Here is a 14,976-nt window from a genome sequence, read left to right as displayed (position 1 = left end):
GCCACCGGGATGGCACTTGGCGGCAGTGTTCTTCAATGACACTGCCGCCAAGTGTCATCTGGCGTTAAGGGACTGGCGTTAAGGGACGGGCGTCAAGGCGGGCTCAGACGCCGGCGATGTGCCGGACGGCGTCGAGGTAGGGCATGTTCACGGCAGCGTCCGCCACCGCGCGGACGGCGGGCTTGGCGTTGAACGCGACACCGATGCCCGCGGCGCCAAGCATGTCCAGGTCATTGGCCCCGTCGCCCACCGCAATGGTGTGTTCCATCGGGATGCCCTCCGCGGCCGCCCATTCGCGCAGGTACTTTTCCTTGGCGGCGCGGTCCACCACATCTCCCAGCACCCTGCCGGTCAGCGCGCCGTCGACGATTTCCAGTTCGTTGGCGATCCAGTAGTCCAGTCCCAGGCCCTCGGCAATCGGCCGCAGGATCTGGTTGAAGCCGCCCGAGACGACGGCGACGGCGTGTCCGGCCGCCTTGAAGGCCGCCACCAGCTCTGCCGCGCCGTCGCTCAGAGTCACCTCGGCGCGGACGGAGTCGACGACGTCGGCCGGCAGCCCGGCGAGCACCGCCACCCGGGCGTGCAGGCTCTGCGCGAAGTCCAGTTCGCCGCGCATGGCCGCCTCGGTCACGGCCGTCACTTCCTCCCGCTTGCCCGCATAGGCGGCCAGCAGCTCAATGACTTCCTGCCGGATCAGTGTGGAGTCGACGTCCATGATCAGGAACTTCCGCGCTGCCTGCCGCAGGGCAGCGGGAACGATTGCCGTTTCGACGCCCTCGACGCCGGCCGCGGCGACGCTCCGGCGAAGGTCGGCCAGCCCCGCCTTGGTCAGGGCGTCCGGCAGCGTGCAGTCCGCGGAGTAGACCGCGAAGCGGCCGTCGCCGGAGGTGCTTTCGGCGCCGACGGACAGCCCCGCTCCGGACAGCGAACGGCGCAGCTGCTCTACTTCGGGAAGGGACAAATGCACGCCGTAGCTGACCGCGGTCACGTTCGAACTCATGGCCTCAATCCTAGCGAGCGCGCCGCAGCCGCCCGGAATTCGTTTCGCGCTGGTGACGCGCCCGGGGGACACCGCCCTCTGGCCTGCGGCCCGGTTATCAGTAGTCCGCTTTTTTGTCCTAGTGTCTACTCCTATGAGTGATGTTCTTGAAATGGCCGCCGTCAGCGTTGTACGTGGGGCGAAAATGCTCCTGGACAAGGTTGACTGGCAGGTCAAGGAAGGCGAGCGTTGGGTGATCCTCGGTCCCAACGGCGCTGGCAAGACCACTCTGTTGCAGGTGGCCGCAGCACGCCTCCATCCCACCAGCGGCATGGCCGGGATCCTCGAAGAGATCCTCGGCGCCGTGGACGTCTTCGAACTCCGCCCGCGGATCGGCCTGTCCTCCGCCGCCCTCGCCAACCAGATCCCCGAGCACGAAAAGGTCCTCAACGTCGTCGTGACCGCCGCGTACGGCGTCACCGGCCGCTGGCGCGAGGGCTACGAGAAGGACGACGAACGCCGCGCCTTCGCCCTGCTCAATGAGTGGGGGATGGGCCCGCTGCTCAACCGCCCCTTCGCCTCCCTCTCCGAAGGGGAACGCAAGCGCGTGCAGATTGCCCGCGCGCTCATGACGGATCCTGAACTGCTCTTGCTCGACGAGCCCGCCGCCGGCCTGGACCTGGGCGGCCGCGAGGACCTCGTCCACCGGCTCAGCGAGCTGGCCCGCGACGAGGCTGCCCCCGCGATCGTGCTGGTCACCCACCACCTCGAAGAGGTCCCGCCGGGCTTCACCCACGCACTCCTCCTGCGCGACGGCGGCGTTGTTGCCTCCGGCCCGCTGGCCGAGGTGCTGACCGCGGAAAACCTCAGCAAGACGTTCGGCGTCGACCTCGACGTCAACGTTTCCGGCGGCCGGTACACCGCCACCGCCCGCCGCTGAAGAAACCACTGACAGCGCGTGGAGTTCCTCAGTAGCGTCTTCATTTTCTTCGCCGGCCTCTGGGCCGGAACCATCAACAGCGTGGTGGGCTCGGGCACCCTGGTGACTTTTCCGGTGCTGATAGCCCTCGGCTTCGCCCCGGTGACCGCCTCGATCAGCAACGCCATGGGCCTTGTGGCCGGCAGCGCGGCCGGTGCTTGGGGCTACCGCAAGGAGCTGGCAGGGCGGCGGAACCAGCTGCTCCGGCTGCTGCCCGCCTCACTGCTGGGCGGCATCACCGGCGCCTACTTGCTGCTGCACCTGCCGGAAATGGTGTTCCACTACGCCGCGCCCGCGCTGATCGTGGTGGCCCTGCTGATGGTGGTGTTCCAGCCCAGGCTGCAACGCTGGGTGCAGAACCGGGAAGAAAACCCGGAGCACGCCATCCGCGACAAACGGCACGGGATCCTGCTGGTGGTCCTGGTCTACCTCGCCGGTGTCTACGGCGGATACTTCGTGGCGGCGCAGGGCATCCTGCTGGTCGGCATCCTCGGGGTGTTCATGGCCGGAACCATGCAGAACGCCAACGCCATGAAGAACATCCTGGTCCTCGGCGTGAACCTCGTCGCCGCGGCATCCTACCTGCTCTTCGCCTTCGACCGGATCAGCTGGCCCGCCGTCGGGCTGATCGCCGTCAGTTCGCTGATCGGCGGCCTGGTCGGTTCCAAGGTGGGCCGCCGCCTGTCGCCGCCGGTGCTGCGCGGCGTGATCTTCATCCTGGGAACCGTGGCCCTGGGCTTCATGATCGCCAAACTGGTGAATTGACCGGCGCATGAGCTTCCACTACCTCGAATCCGCCGACGACCCCCGGGTCGCCGACTACACCCAGCTCACCGACGTGCACCTGCGCAAGCTCCGCGAACCCGCCGAGGGCATGTACATTGCGGAGTCCTCCCGGGTGCTGCTCCGCGCCCTCGCCGCCGGGCACCGGCCGCGTTCTTTCTTCCTTGCGGAGAAGTGGATCCAGGACCTCGCCGACGTCTTTGAGGAGTATCCGGACGTCCCGGCCTACATCGGCTCGGCCGCGCTCCTGGAGGAGATTACCGGCTTCCACCTGCACCGGGGCGCGATGGCAGCCATGCACCGTCCGGCGCCCGTGCCGCTGCCCCACCTGCTCGCCGGTGCCCGCCGGATCGCGGTCCTCGAGGACATTGTGGACCACACGAATGTCGGTGCGATCTTCCGGTCCGCGGCCGCCCTGGGGCTTGACGCCGTGCTGGTCTCCCCGCGCTGTGGCGACCCCCTCTACCGGCGCAGCGTGCGCGTGAGCATGGGAACCGTTTTCCAGGTCCCGTGGGCCCGGCTCGACACGTGGCCGGGGGAGCTGGCGGTGCTCAAGGAACACGGCTTCCTGGTCGCCGCGATGGAGCTGACCCCGGACGCGGTGGACGTCGATGTGCTCGCGGCCCGGAACCCCGAACGGCTGGCCCTGGTGCTTGGCACCGAGGGCGCCGGGATGAGTGAGGAGACCCTGGCCGCCGTCGATCTGGCCGTGAAGATCCCGATGCGCCCCGGCGTCGATTCGCTCAACGTCGCCGCGGCCTCCGCCGTCGCGTTCTGGGAACTGCGGCCCCGCGACTGACACTCCGCGGCCGCCCGCCGGTCGGTTCGGAGATCCTCCGCGGCCGCCCGCGGGCCGGTTCGTCCAGTCGGGGGATCTGGGCTATTATTGGTAGCTGGCCGTGCTGCGCCTTCCGGCGCCGAGCAGCCATCCCACTCATACCTGGCAGCTGGCAAAATCCAGTTGCGTGAACAAAGGTCCAATTATGCAGTCTGATATCCACCCGAAGTACGAAGCTGTTGTTTTCAACGACCTGGCTTCCGGCGTCAAGTTCCTGACCAAGTCCACCGTGTCTTCCTCGAAGACCATCGAGTGGGAAGACGGAAACACCTACCCGGTCATCGACGTCGAAATCTCCTCCGAGTCCCACCCGTTCTACACGGGCAAGCAGCGCATCATGGACTCTGCAGGCCGCGTCGAGCGCTTCAACGCTCGCTTCAAGGGCTTCGGCGGCAAGAAGTAACTTTCTTCACTCCAAAGTCTTTTGGAAAAGCCCGCACCGGCAACGGTGCGGGCTTTTTGCGTCCCGGCCGCTTTGCGTACCCGGGCCCTGGCCGCGTGGCAGGATTAAGGGTATGACTTCCTTCCCTTCGCCCGCAGCGTCCGCCACCGAGGACGACGGCGGCCGCCGCCACGGCGAGTACAAGGTTCCCGGCGGCAAACTGGTGGTGGCCGATCTCGACGTCGTCGACGGGGTCCTGGCCCACGTCTCGATCAGCGGGGACTTCTTCCTGGAACCCGACGAGGCGCTCTTGGAGATCAACCGCAGCCTCACCGGCCTGCCCGAGGATGCCAGCGCGGCCGACCTTGCCGCGGCGGTCAAGGCCGCGCTGCCCGAGGACGCTGTGCTCTTCGGTTTCTCCGCCGAGGCGATCGCCATTACGGTCCGCCGGGCCCTGGCCAAGGCCACGGGCTGGGCCGACCACCACTGGAACATCATCGGCCCGTCCGTGCTGCCCACCCACGTGAACGTGGCCCTGGACGAGGTCCTCACCGAGGAGGTCGGCGCCGGCCGCCGCAACCCGACGCTGCGGTTCTGGGACTGGGAGGAGCCGTCTGTGGTGATCGGCAGCTTCCAGTCCGTCCGCAACGAGGTCCACCCCGACGGCGTGAGCAGGCACGGCATCAGTGTGGTCCGCCGGATCAGCGGCGGGGGCGCCATGTTCATGGAGGCCGGTAACTGCATCACCTACTCGCTCTACCTGCCGCAGACGCTCGTGGACGGCATCAGCTTCGCCGACTCCTACGGTTTCCTGGACGCGTGGGTCATGGCGGCCCTGGAAAAGGTCGGCATCAGCGCGTTCTACGTGCCGCTGAACGACATCGCCACCGAGCAGGGCAAGATCGGCGGCGCCGCACAGAAGCGCCTCGCCAACGGCGGCATGCTGCACCACGTCACCATGAGCTACGACATCGACGCTGACAAGATGGTCGAGGTGCTCCGGATCGGCAAGGAGAAACTCTCGGACAAGGGCACGACGAGCGCAAAGAAACGCGTCGACCCGCTGCGCCGGCAGACCGGACTGGCCCGCGCCGAGATTGTCGCCGCCATGATGGAGGTTTTCACCGAGCGGTACGGCGCGACGCCGGCGGAACTCACCGAGGCCGAACTCGACGCTGCCCGGCAGCGGGTGGAGACCAAGTTCGGCACCACGGAGTGGCTACACCGGGTCCCGTAGCGTCCCCACTATCGCGCTGGCTGCTCCGCAGCAGTCCTCCGTACACACCCCCAGCGGCCGTTTGCATCCGATGGGCGCCCGGGCGGGCGACGTCCTTGGTCGATTCGCCACCAATGGCCGCTATGCCCACGCGTATAGCGGCCATTCGCGTCAGATGGGCGCCCCGGGCGGTTCCTAGCCCGCGGCCTGCGCCGTGAGGGCCCGCAGCAACTGACTGCGCTGTTCGATGATGATCCGTCGCAACGCGCGGGGTGCGTCCGTATGTTCGGCGAGCCACTTGTCCGTCCGGACGATCACCGGGTGCTCCTCCGGAGGCAGGTCCGGGGTCAGGTCCTGGCCGGCCGGGTAGAGGCCGCGAACGATCCGGCTGGCGATCTCGATGCTGCGGTCCGCCCAGACCCGCTCGAGGCACTCGAAGTAGGGTTCGACGTAGCCGGCCAGCAGGCCGGCCGGCGCGGTGTTGAAGCCCGCGATGGTGGCACTGAGCAACTGGTTGGACAGTGCGGTGCCGTGCACGGCGGCGTCCCAGGCGGCATCCTTGACCGAGGGCTCAGGCCGGGCCGCTAGGGCGGTGGCGTGCCCGGACTTGCCCGAGGCGGTGTTGTCGCGGGCCAGTTCGGCGTCCAGCTGCGCCGGGTCCGCCTGGCCGTTGGCCGCGAGGGCGTGCCAGAGGTTCCAGCGGAGCTCCGCATCGACGGAGAGGCCCTCGATGACAGTGCTGCCGTCCAGCAAGCCCTTCGCCAGGTCCAGCCGTCCGGCGTCGAAGCGGCTCGTGGCGGCGAGCGTGCGTGCCCAGGCCAGCTGGTGGTCGGAGCCGGGTGCTGCCTTCTCCAGTTCGGCGGCGGCGACGTCCAGGAAGGCGCTGCGGACGGCGTTCCGCCCGGCCGCGGGAACGTAGCGTTCGATCGCCGTTCCGGCGTTGCCGAGGACATTCAGGAGCACGCCGATGCCGGTCTCGAAGGCGCCGAAGCGCTGCACTGCCTCCACGTAGCGGGCCGCGGGCGTGACGGCGTCCCGGGCGGAATCCCACAACGCGGTCCAGCACAGTGCCCGTGCCATCGGATCGCTGATCGTCCCCAGGGAACTGCGCACGGTGGCCTCGGAGTGCGGGTCCAGCCGGACCTTGGCGTAGCTGAGGTCCTCATCGTTGACCAGCAGCAGCGCCGGTCGCGCCTTGCCGGCGAGCTGGCTTACCAGGGTGAGTTCGCCGTCGACGTCGGTCTCCACGCTGTCGGTGCGCACCAGGGCGCCGGCGGCATCGGGGTTGTAGAGGCCGATCCGCAGCCGGTGCGGCCGCGGCTCCTGCCGGCCGGTGATCGGGTCCTCCGCGTGCTGGTGCAGGGACACGGTGGCCAGGACGCCATCGTGCTCCTCGATCTCGGAGGTGAGGGTCGAGATGCCGGAGGTCTGCAGCCACTGCCGGGCCCAGGTGGCGAGGTCGCGGCCGGACGCGGCGCTGAGCGCGGCCAGCAGGTCCTCCAGCGTGGTGTTGCCGTAGGCGTGGTCGCGGAAGTACTGGCGCGATCCGGCGATGAACGCCTCGAAGCCCACGTAGGCGACCAATTGCTTGAGCACCGAGGCGCCCTTGGCATAGGTGATGCCGTCGAAGTTCTGCTTGGCGGCCTCAAGGTCCGGGATGTCCGCGACGATCGGGTGCGTGGTGGGCAGCTGGTCCTGGACGTAGGCCCAGGCCTTGCGGTTGTTGGCGAAGTTCACCCAGGCGGTTTCCCAGTCCGTGGTGCGGTCCACGCCGAGGGTCCCCATGTAGTCCGCGAAGGATTCCTTGAGCCACAGATCGTCCCACCACTGCATCGTGACCAGGTCGCCGAACCACATGTGCGCCATTTCGTGCAGCAGGGTGTTGGCCCGGCCCTGGTACTGCGAGTCGGCCGCCCGGGAGGTGAACACATAGCTTTCCGTGAACGTCACCAGGCCGGGGTTCTCCATGGCGCCCAGGTTGTACTCGGGCACGAAGGCCTGCTCGTACTTACCCCAGGGGTACGGGTAGTCGAAGAGATCGTTGAAGAAGTCCAGGCCGTTCCTGGTCAGCCGGAACAGTTCCGCCGCGTCGAAAGACGGCGCCATGGAGGCCCGGCAGTAGAGGGCCAGCGGCACGTCCAGCGCGGTGCCGTCCGAGAGGGTCCCGTGCCAGGTGTCCTCGGCCTTGAAGTAGGGGCCAGCGAGCACCGTGGTGATGTAGGTGGACATCGGCTTGGTGGGGGCGAAGTCCCAGCGGCTTGTCGCCGGATCACTGGTCAGCTGGGTGCGTAGGGCTTCGACGCCGTTCGAGGACACCTGCCATTCGGACGGGGCCATCACGTGGAAGGTGAACTCGGCCTTGAGGTCGGGCTGTTCGAAGTTCGCGAACACGCGCCGCGCGTCCGCGGGCTCGTACTGGGTGTAGAGGTAGCACTGGCCGTCGGCGGGATCGAAGAAACGGTGCATACCCTCGCCGGAGGTGCTGAACAGGGCGGTGCCGGTGACAGTGACTTGGTTTTCGGCCTGCAGATTGTCCAGCCGGATCCTCGAGCCGTCCACCACGTCCGCCACCGGCAGGCCCTTGCCGTTGAGGAAGACGCTGTGCACCTTGCTGCTGATGAAGTCCAGGAAGGTGGAGGCGCCGGGCTCGCTGGCGGAGAAGTTGATGACGCTGCGGCTGGTATAGCCCGCGACCATGGGGTCCGCCGCCTGCCGGACGTCAAGGGACACGTCGTAGCTGTGGGTGGTGATCAGGGCTGAGCGGGCGGCCGCTTCGTCACGGCGCAGGTTCTGGTTCGACACTCCGCTATCTAATCACGAGCGGTGCCGCTGCACAGCCGGGGTCAGCGCCCGGTAACAGCGCCCGGTATCAGTGCCCGGGGATGAGGACGACGGCGGCGCCCAGGCCCAGCGCGGCGATCAGCAGCCACGAGGCCAGGGCGGCCAGCAGGGCACGGGTCCCGGTGCGCAGCAGGTGCCGCACCCGCACGGCCGAACCAAGTCCGAACAGCGCCATGCCCAGCAGCAGGTCCTGCAGCACGGCGGCCGCCCCGAGCGCCGCGGGGGAGAGCCAGCCGGCGGACCGCAGGGCCGCCATGGCGATGAACCCCACCACGAACAGCGGGACGACCGGCGGGAGCTTCCCGCCGTCGTCGGATCCAATCCGGTGGTGGATGCCCGCCGCGGCGACCATGGGCGCGAGCAGCAGTACCCGGGTGAGTTTGACGATCACGGCGACGGCGAGAGCCGAAGCCCCGGCGGTCTGCGCGGTGGCGACCACCTGCCCGACGTCGTGCACCGAAGCGCCGGCCCATGCCCCGAAAGCTTCCGGGCCCAGTCCCAACGGGCCGATCAGGAGCGGCAGGACGCCGATGGCTAGCGTGCCGCATAGCGTGACCAGCGCGATTGGGAGCACGGTGTCAGCCTGCCGGATGCGGCGCACCGCGGCCATCGCACCGATCGCGGAGGCGCCGCAGATGGCGAACCCGGTCGCGATCAGCAGCGACACCGGCGGCGGCAGCCGGAAGAGCCGGCCGATGCCGTAGGTGCCGGCGAAGGCCGCCAGCACCACCCCGGTGATCAGCAGCAGCGCGGGCCAGCCCAGGCCCAGGACATCCACCACGCTGACTTTGAGCCCCAGCACCACGATGCCGCTGCGCATCAGGTGCTTCCCGGCGAAGTCCAGCCCGGGCCGGCCGGAGCCGGCGCTCCAGCCGGACACACCGGGCAGGTTCGCGGCCAGCAGTCCCAGCACCACCGCCACCGTCATGGCCGGCAGTGCGGGCAGCGCCAGGTGGACGGCGAGGGCTGTTACGACGGCGGCGGCGCAGGCGAGCAGGCCCGGCAGCAACGGCTGCAGCCGGGCCGGGCGCCGCTGCAGGAAGGCGGGTCGGATAAGTGGCACGCACCCAACCTTGCCGTAATTTGCGGACAAACATCGAAGCGCGACACGGAACCGCTCCAAAGCCGGACGCAGGTGTGAGCCGCAACACGCCCCACCGGATGCACCGAAATGATTTCGTAACGAAAAGGTGGTTGGCTAGTGGGCATGTCTGACCTTTTCCAGGATTACTCCGAGGCCGCCGGCCGCAGCGGCGCCTACGACGAGATGTTTACCCCGGACCAGCAGGCCCGGCGCTCCTACGGGCAGGTGGCCGGGGCGCTGCAGGAGCTCTCACTGGCCGACGTCACCGCCCGCGCCGACTCGATGGCACGGACCTTCCTGGACCGCGGCGTCACCTTCGACTTCGCGGGGGAGGAGCGGCCGTTCCCGCTGGACATCGTGCCCCGGGTAATCCCGGCCGACGAGTGGTCTGTCCTGGAACGCGGGGTGGCCCAGCGCGTCCGGGCCCTCGAAGCCTTCCTGAACGACGTCTACGACAAGATGACGGTCGTCGCCGACGGCGTCATCCCGCGGCAGCTCGTCACCACCAGCGCCCACTTCCACCGCCAGGTCCACGGTTTCGAACCGGCAGGCGGCGTGCGCGTGCACATTTCCGGCATCGACGTCGTCCGCGACGCGGCCGGAACGTTCCGCGTTCTGGAAGACAACGTGCGCGTCCCGTCCGGAGTCAGCTACGTCCTGGAGAACCGCCGCGCCATGGCCAAGGGCCTGCCGGAAGCGTTCGGCCAGCAGCTCATCCGCCCGGTGGAGGAATACCCGCGCCGGCTGCTCTCCGCGCTGCGCAAGACCGCGCCGTCCGGCGTCGACGATCCCACCGTCGTGGTCCTGACCCCCGGCGTGTTCAACAGCGCCTACTTCGAGCACACCCTGCTGGCCGGCCTGATGGGCGTCGAGCTCGTCGAGGGCCGGGACCTGATCTGCCGCGGCAACCGGGTGTACATGCGCACCACCGCCGGCGAACAACGGGTGGACGTGATCTACAAGCGGATCGACGACGAGTTCCTGGACCCGCTGCAGTTCCGCTCCGACTCCATGCTTGGCTGCCCCGGGCTGGTCAATGCCGCCCGCGCTGGCGGCGTCACGATCGCCAACGCGGTGGGCAACGGCGTCGCGGACGACAAGCTGGTCTACAGCTACGTGCCGGACCTGATCCGGTATTACCTCAGCGAAGAACCCGTGATCGCCAACGTGGACACCTTCCGGCTTGAGGAGAAGGAAGCCCGCGAGCACGTGCTGGACCGGCTCGACGAGCTGGTGGTCAAGCCGGTCGACGGATCTGGCGGCAAGGGCCTGGTCATCGGCCCCGACGCGTCCAAGGACGAGCTCGAGGCCCTGCGCAAGCGCATCATCGCCGACCCGCGCGGCTGGATCGCGCAGCCGGTGCTGCAGCTCTCCACCGTGCCCACGCTCAGCGGCGACAAGTTCGGCCCGCGGCACGTGGACCTGCGCCCCTTCGCGGTCAACGACGGCGACGACGTCTGGGTCCTGCCCGGCGGCCTCACCCGGGTGGCGCTCAAGGAGGGGTCCCTGATCGTGAACTCCAGCCAGGGCGGCGGTTCCAAGGACACCTGGGTGCTGGCGGACTCCCCGCAGGTCCCGGTCGAGGTCATCCCGCGGCCGGCCATTGCGGTCCGCGAGCGGGTCTCGGTCTGGCCGGTGGAGAGCAACTGGCGTGACAGCCAGAAGGAACAACAACAGCAGCAGATGTCCGACGCGCGGGAGGTAGCCGAGAATGCTTAGCCGTATTGCCGAGTCACTGTTTTGGATCGGCCGCTATGTGGAACGCGCGGACGGCACCGCACGGATCCTGGACGTCCACCTCGAACGGCTGAACCACCTGCCGATGGAGGAACAGCGCAGCGTCGCGCAGGAACTCCTCGCCGTCATGGGCGCCCGGCCGCAGTCCGAGGACTTCGGCCTGGACGAGCTGCTGCATGCTTTGGCCTACGACAAGCACAGCGCCACCTCGATCGCCGGTTCTCTGGGGGCCGCGCGTGAGAACGCCCGGCGCGCCCGGGAAACCGTGTCCTCCGGTCTCTGGGAGAGCCTGAACACCACCTACTACGGGCTGAACCAGCACCGCAAGGACGTGGTGGGCACCTACCGCTTCTGCAACTGGGTGTTGGAACGCACCGCGATGGTCAGCGGCCTTGCGGACACCACGGTCAGCCACGACGAAAGCTGGCTGTTCCTGGTCCTGGGACGCTCGCTGGAGCGGGCCGACATGACCGCGCGGATGCTCTCGACCCGGGATGTGCTCTCGGCCGGGATGTCCTGGGTCAACATGCTCCGCTGCGCCGGCGCGTACGAATCCTTTTTGCGGACCCGCCGGGCCGCCTTCGGCGATCAGCACGCGGCCGAGTTCCTGCTGCTGGACCGGCTGTTCCCGCGGTCCATCGTTTACGCCCTGCGCGACGCCGACGATTGCCTCGCCAAGCTGGACCCCTCGGCGCAGCGCGTCGGCTTCATCAATGACGCCCGACGGATCGTGGGCCAGGCCCGGACCTTCCTTGAGTTCCATCGCACCGACGACCTGATGTCAGAGCTGCCGGAGCACATGGAGCGCGTGCAGAAGGCCGTCTCGCAGGCCTCGGACGCCATTTCCCGTAAGTACTTCAATCAGGCAGACGAACTGGCCTGGGTGGGAGAAGTTTCATGACCCGGCTCAGCATCACGCACAAGACCGCGTACAAGTACAACAAGCGGGTCACGCTCTCCTACAACGAGGCCCGGATGACGCCGCTGACGGACCCGCAGCAGGTGGTGCTGGAGTCCTCCATGAAGGTCTCGCCGTCGCAGGCGGCGCTCAGCAGCTACCGCGACTACTGGGGCACCCGCGTGACGGCCTTCGACATGCAGATGCCGCACGACCACCTCGAGGTCCTCTCCACCACCACGGTGGAGGTCCACCGCGTCGAGCGGATCCCGGCCGAGGCGGACATCGTCGGCTGGGACGTGCTGTCCTCGCCCGAAACGCTCAACCAGTTCAGCGACTGGATCCCGCAGTCGCAGCTGACCGGCCCCGGCGCCGAGGTGCTCGCGATCGTCCCCGGCGTCGTCGAGGGGCGCAACCCGCATGAGGCCGCCATGGCCGTGTTCGAATGGATGCGCGGCGAGATGAGCTACATGAAGGGCTCCACCGGCGTCACCACGAACGCCGAGGAGGCCTGGACCCAGCGCCAGGGCGTCTGCCAGGACCTCGCCCACCTGGCGATCGGGGCGTTGCGCAGCTGCGGAATCCCGGCCCGGTACGTCTCCGGTTACCTGCACCCGCGTTCGACGGCGGATCTCGGCGAGACGGTCGCCGGGCAGTCGCATGCCTGGCTGGAATGGTGGGACGGGGAATGGCGCAGCTGGGACCCGACAAACCACAAACCTGCCGGGGACTTCCATGTCACGGTGGCGCGCGGCCGCGACTACCGCGACGTACCGCCGCTCAAGGGCATCCTGTCCGGCGGCGGAGGGTCCGCCCTGTCGGTGACGGTGGAAATCACCCGGCTGGCCTAAGCCGCTTTCCAGCCGTCCGCGGTTGTGGGGTTATTCGAAGCCCGAGCGGGTGGCGTCGTCCAGCGGCGTCCACCACGTCAGCGGCGGCACAATCTTGAAACGCCTGCCGGTGATCGAGTCCGGAGTGATGCGGACGAAGTGGTCCTTCTTGCCGGCCTGCCACGGGAAGAGCAGCAGGCCCACCGTATCCAGGATCTCCTCCGTGTTCTTCACCGCGGCGGCCTGGCCCTTGATCACCACGCTCCAGGCGATGCCCCTGTCCGCATCGACGCCGTCGGCCTCCACTGCTACCGGAGTGTCGCCGGTCGCGGCCTGCAGCTTCGTGCCCTCCGCGGTGCGGAAAACGAGGGTTCCGTGGTCCACCTTGTAGTTGATCGGGAAGATGTCCGGATGGTCGTCCACCCACACGGCCATCCGGCCCACGGTCACGCTGCGCAGCAGCCGCCAGCACTCGTGGTTGTCCAGGTTTTCGACTTCATGGGGCTGGCCTGCGGTCGGTTTCGGATCGGTGCTCATGGCGCCGAGCCTACGTCAGCCGGCGACAATCGGGCTAGGGCATAACGGCCCGGCGGCGTAATAATCCCCGAGCGTTTAGGGTCCGATCGGAAGGTATCAGGGTATTCTGGCAACACGTCATCGGCGCGGATGTACGTCGTGAGGATTGGGGCCAATGTAGATGCATTCACCTAATAACAGCCCGGAGATCGTGAATTCCGGCAACCCCCGGATCGAGGACCTGCTCAAGGACTTCGTGTCCCGCGCCGGAGAGCTGCTCCAGTCCCAGGAGCGCATGGCGGGCCTGCTCGAAGCCGTCGTCGCCGTGGCCGAGGATCTCAGCCTGGACGCCGTCTTGGAACGCGTGGTGCAGTCCTCCTGCCGCCTCCTGCACGCCCGCTACGGCGCCCTGGGCGTGATCGGCGATGACCACGCCCTGAGCCACTTCATCACCGTTGGAATCGACGGCGAGCTCGCCCAGCAGATCGGACCTTTGCCGACCGGGCACGGGGTGCTGGGCCTACTGATAAGCGATCCCCGGCCGTTACGGCTGCAGGACCTGCGCAAACATCCGGAGGCTTACGGATTCCCGAAGCACCACCCGCCCATGCAGTCCTTCCTCGGCGTGCCGGTCCGGGTCCGGGACACCGTGTTCGGCAATCTCTACCTGACGGAGAAGGAAGGCGGCGGGGACTTCACCGCGGAGGATGAGGCGCTTGCGGTGGCGCTGGCCGCCGCAGCGGGCGTCGCGATCGAGAACGCCAAACTCTACGACGACTCCCGGCGACGTGCCCGCTGGCTGGAAGCGTGCATGGATGTGTCCGGGCTGATGCTCGCCAGCGACCGGGACTACTCCGCGGGCGGCCTCGACCCGATCGCGGCGCGGGCGCTGCAGGAGTCGGATTCGGCGCTGGCGCTGATTGTGGCTCCCGCCGTGTCCGGGCCAGGGTTCATCGTGGCGGGCGCCGCGGGGGAGCGGGCCAAGGACTTCTCCGGCACGTCGCTCTGCCTCGACTCGCCCGAGCTGCAGGACGTGCTCTCCGGCGGCGAGCCGGTCATGCTTGACCACGCCGGCGGGGTTTTTAACGGGGTCGACGGTGGAGGCCTGGGTCCGCTGCTCGCGGTGGCCCTCAGCACGCAGGGCGCCCACCACGGCCTCCTGCTGCTGGCCCGCAACCCGGAGTCGCTGCGCTACGCCCGTACCGACGTCGAGATGGGCGCTGTTTTCGGCTCGCACGTGGCACTCGCCCTCGAACTCGCCCGCGTGCACCGGCTCCGCGAGGAACTGCTGGTGTTTACGGACCGGGACCGGATCGCCCGGGACCTGCACGATCTCGTGATCCAGCGGCTCTTCGCGGCCGGCCTGAGCGTGCAGAGCCTGACGCGGTTCACCAAGGACGAACTCGCAACCGAGCGGATCCGCAATATCACCGGCGAACTGGACGAAGCGATCCGCAGCCTGCGCGACACGATTTACTCGCTCAAGAGCAGCAGCGGCGAAACGGAACTGCTCAGCGGAAGGATCCGTCGGGTGACCCGAAGCTCCGCCAAGTCCATGCCCTTCACGCCCCGGCTGACGCTGACCGGCCCGGTGGACGCCGTCACGCCGGACAAGGCGGACAACGTCGTGGCTGTGGTTTCCGAAGGGCTGAGCAACGCCATCCGGCATTCCGGTGCGGACGCTATCTCGGTGTCGGTAGCCGTCATCAAGGGCCAGGTCACGGTGGTCATCACGGACAACGGTTCCGGCTTCAATGACAGCCAGGAGCGCAACGGCCTGGCCAATCTGGAGGATCGGGCGCGGATGCTCGACGGCCAGTGCACCATCACGACGGCGCCGGACGCCGGAACCAGCGTCGAATGGTCCGTCCCGCTCTAGCCGGCGTGCCCGGC

At 68.3% G+C, this 14,976-nt stretch carries 13 protein-coding genes; 9 read left to right on the top strand and 4 right to left on the bottom strand.

Features of this window, described 5'->3' with window-relative positions; all coding sequences use genetic code 11:
* Positions 1 to 103: 103 nt before the first annotated feature.
* Positions 104 to 1,000 (bottom strand): phosphoserine phosphatase SerB, encoded by an 897-nt coding sequence (gene serB / locus AC1DB8_RS06855; protein ID WP_476892563.1) that lies wholly within the window; start codon positions 998 to 1,000, stop codon positions 104 to 106.
* A 133-nt stretch (positions 1,001 to 1,133) separates the two neighbouring features.
* Between serB and AC1DB8_RS06850 the strand changes: the two genes are divergently transcribed.
* The 5 genes from AC1DB8_RS06850 (at position 1,134) to AC1DB8_RS06830 (ending at position 5,198) form a co-directional block, all read left to right on the top strand.
* Entirely contained in the window at positions 1,134 to 1,919 is a 786-nt protein-coding gene (locus AC1DB8_RS06850; RefSeq protein WP_476892562.1) for an ABC transporter ATP-binding protein, read from the top strand.
* A gap of 18 nt (positions 1,920 to 1,937) precedes the next feature.
* On the top strand, positions 1,938 to 2,723 hold the full coding sequence (locus AC1DB8_RS06845; protein ID WP_441418716.1) for a sulfite exporter TauE/SafE family protein: 786 nt from the start codon (positions 1,938 to 1,940) through the stop codon (positions 2,721 to 2,723).
* A 7-nt stretch (positions 2,724 to 2,730) separates the two neighbouring features.
* Complete coding sequence (locus AC1DB8_RS06840) at positions 2,731 to 3,540, top strand: TrmH family RNA methyltransferase (RefSeq protein ID WP_476892561.1); 810 nt, start codon at positions 2,731 to 2,733, stop codon at positions 3,538 to 3,540.
* Between the two features lie 184 nt (positions 3,541 to 3,724).
* A complete protein-coding gene (locus AC1DB8_RS06835; RefSeq protein WP_056739465.1) occupies positions 3,725 to 3,982 on the top strand; it encodes a type B 50S ribosomal protein L31 in 258 nt (85 codons plus the stop codon).
* A gap of 112 nt (positions 3,983 to 4,094) precedes the next feature.
* Positions 4,095 to 5,198 carry a lipoate--protein ligase family protein gene (locus AC1DB8_RS06830; protein ID WP_441418718.1) on the top strand — a complete coding sequence of 368 codons (1,104 nt, stop codon included), beginning with the start codon at positions 4,095 to 4,097 and terminating at the stop codon, positions 5,196 to 5,198.
* A gap of 174 nt (positions 5,199 to 5,372) precedes the next feature.
* Here the strand turns inward: AC1DB8_RS06830 and pepN are convergent, their stop codons facing one another.
* Both pepN and AC1DB8_RS06820 read right to left on the bottom strand, forming a co-directional pair.
* Positions 5,373 to 7,979 carry an aminopeptidase N gene (gene pepN / locus AC1DB8_RS06825; protein WP_476892560.1) on the bottom strand — a complete coding sequence of 869 codons (2,607 nt, stop codon included), beginning with the start codon at positions 7,977 to 7,979 and terminating at the stop codon, positions 5,373 to 5,375.
* 67 nt (positions 7,980 to 8,046) lie between these two features.
* Entirely contained in the window at positions 8,047 to 9,072 is a 1,026-nt protein-coding gene (locus AC1DB8_RS06820; RefSeq protein ID WP_476892678.1) for a YeiH family protein, read from the bottom strand.
* Between the two features lie 153 nt (positions 9,073 to 9,225).
* Here AC1DB8_RS06820 and AC1DB8_RS06815 point away from each other — a divergent pair, with 153 nt between their 5' ends.
* The 3 genes from AC1DB8_RS06815 to AC1DB8_RS06805 are packed head-to-tail and all read left to right on the top strand — an operon-like array spanning position 9,226 to position 12,588.
* Complete coding sequence (locus AC1DB8_RS06815; RefSeq protein ID WP_441418720.1) at positions 9,226 to 10,821, top strand: circularly permuted type 2 ATP-grasp protein; 1,596 nt, start codon at positions 9,226 to 9,228, stop codon at positions 10,819 to 10,821.
* On the top strand, positions 10,814 to 11,740 hold the full coding sequence (locus AC1DB8_RS06810; RefSeq protein ID WP_175323354.1) for an alpha-E domain-containing protein: 927 nt from the start codon (positions 10,814 to 10,816) through the stop codon (positions 11,738 to 11,740). The genes AC1DB8_RS06815 and AC1DB8_RS06810 overlap by 8 nt, the downstream gene beginning before the upstream one ends.
* Complete coding sequence (locus AC1DB8_RS06805; RefSeq protein WP_441418721.1) at positions 11,737 to 12,588, top strand: transglutaminase family protein; 852 nt, start codon at positions 11,737 to 11,739, stop codon at positions 12,586 to 12,588. Before AC1DB8_RS06810 ends, AC1DB8_RS06805 begins: the two co-directional genes overlap by 4 nt.
* Before the next feature lie 30 nt (positions 12,589 to 12,618).
* Here the strand turns inward: AC1DB8_RS06805 and AC1DB8_RS06800 are convergent, their stop codons facing one another.
* Entirely contained in the window at positions 12,619 to 13,104 is a 486-nt protein-coding gene (locus AC1DB8_RS06800; protein ID WP_476892559.1) for a pyridoxamine 5'-phosphate oxidase family protein, read from the bottom strand.
* Positions 13,105 to 13,264: 160 nt separating this feature from the next.
* Between AC1DB8_RS06800 and AC1DB8_RS06795 the strand changes: the two genes are divergently transcribed.
* A complete protein-coding gene (locus AC1DB8_RS06795) occupies positions 13,265 to 14,962 on the top strand; it encodes a GAF domain-containing sensor histidine kinase (RefSeq protein ID WP_441418723.1) in 1,698 nt (565 codons plus the stop codon).
* The last annotated feature ends 14 nt before the right edge of the window (positions 14,963 to 14,976 follow it).

Source organism: Arthrobacter sp. 10N410, from assembly GCF_056394945.1.
Note: the sequence above shows the minus strand (reverse complement) of the source record. Positions and strands in the feature narration are given on the sequence as shown.

Coding starts and splice junctions, on each gene's coding strand:
- serB (WP_476892563.1), bottom strand. CDS start 1,000: ATGAGTTCGAACGTGACCGCGGTCAGCTACGGCGTGCATTTGTCCCTT.
- AC1DB8_RS06850 (WP_476892562.1), top strand. CDS start 1,134: ATGAGTGATGTTCTTGAAATGGCCGCCGTCAGCGTTGTACGTGGGGCG.
- AC1DB8_RS06840 (WP_476892561.1), top strand. CDS start 2,731: ATGAGCTTCCACTACCTCGAATCCGCCGACGACCCCCGGGTCGCCGAC.
- AC1DB8_RS06835 (WP_056739465.1), top strand. CDS start 3,725: ATGCAGTCTGATATCCACCCGAAGTACGAAGCTGTTGTTTTCAACGAC.
- AC1DB8_RS06830 (WP_441418718.1), top strand. CDS start 4,095: ATGACTTCCTTCCCTTCGCCCGCAGCGTCCGCCACCGAGGACGACGGC.
- AC1DB8_RS06815 (WP_441418720.1), top strand. CDS start 9,226: ATGTCTGACCTTTTCCAGGATTACTCCGAGGCCGCCGGCCGCAGCGGC.
- AC1DB8_RS06810 (WP_175323354.1), top strand. CDS start 10,814: ATGCTTAGCCGTATTGCCGAGTCACTGTTTTGGATCGGCCGCTATGTG.
- AC1DB8_RS06805 (WP_441418721.1), top strand. CDS start 11,737: ATGACCCGGCTCAGCATCACGCACAAGACCGCGTACAAGTACAACAAG.
- AC1DB8_RS06800 (WP_476892559.1), bottom strand. CDS start 13,104: ATGAGCACCGATCCGAAACCGACCGCAGGCCAGCCCCATGAAGTCGAA.
- AC1DB8_RS06795 (WP_441418723.1), top strand. CDS start 13,265: ATGCATTCACCTAATAACAGCCCGGAGATCGTGAATTCCGGCAACCCC.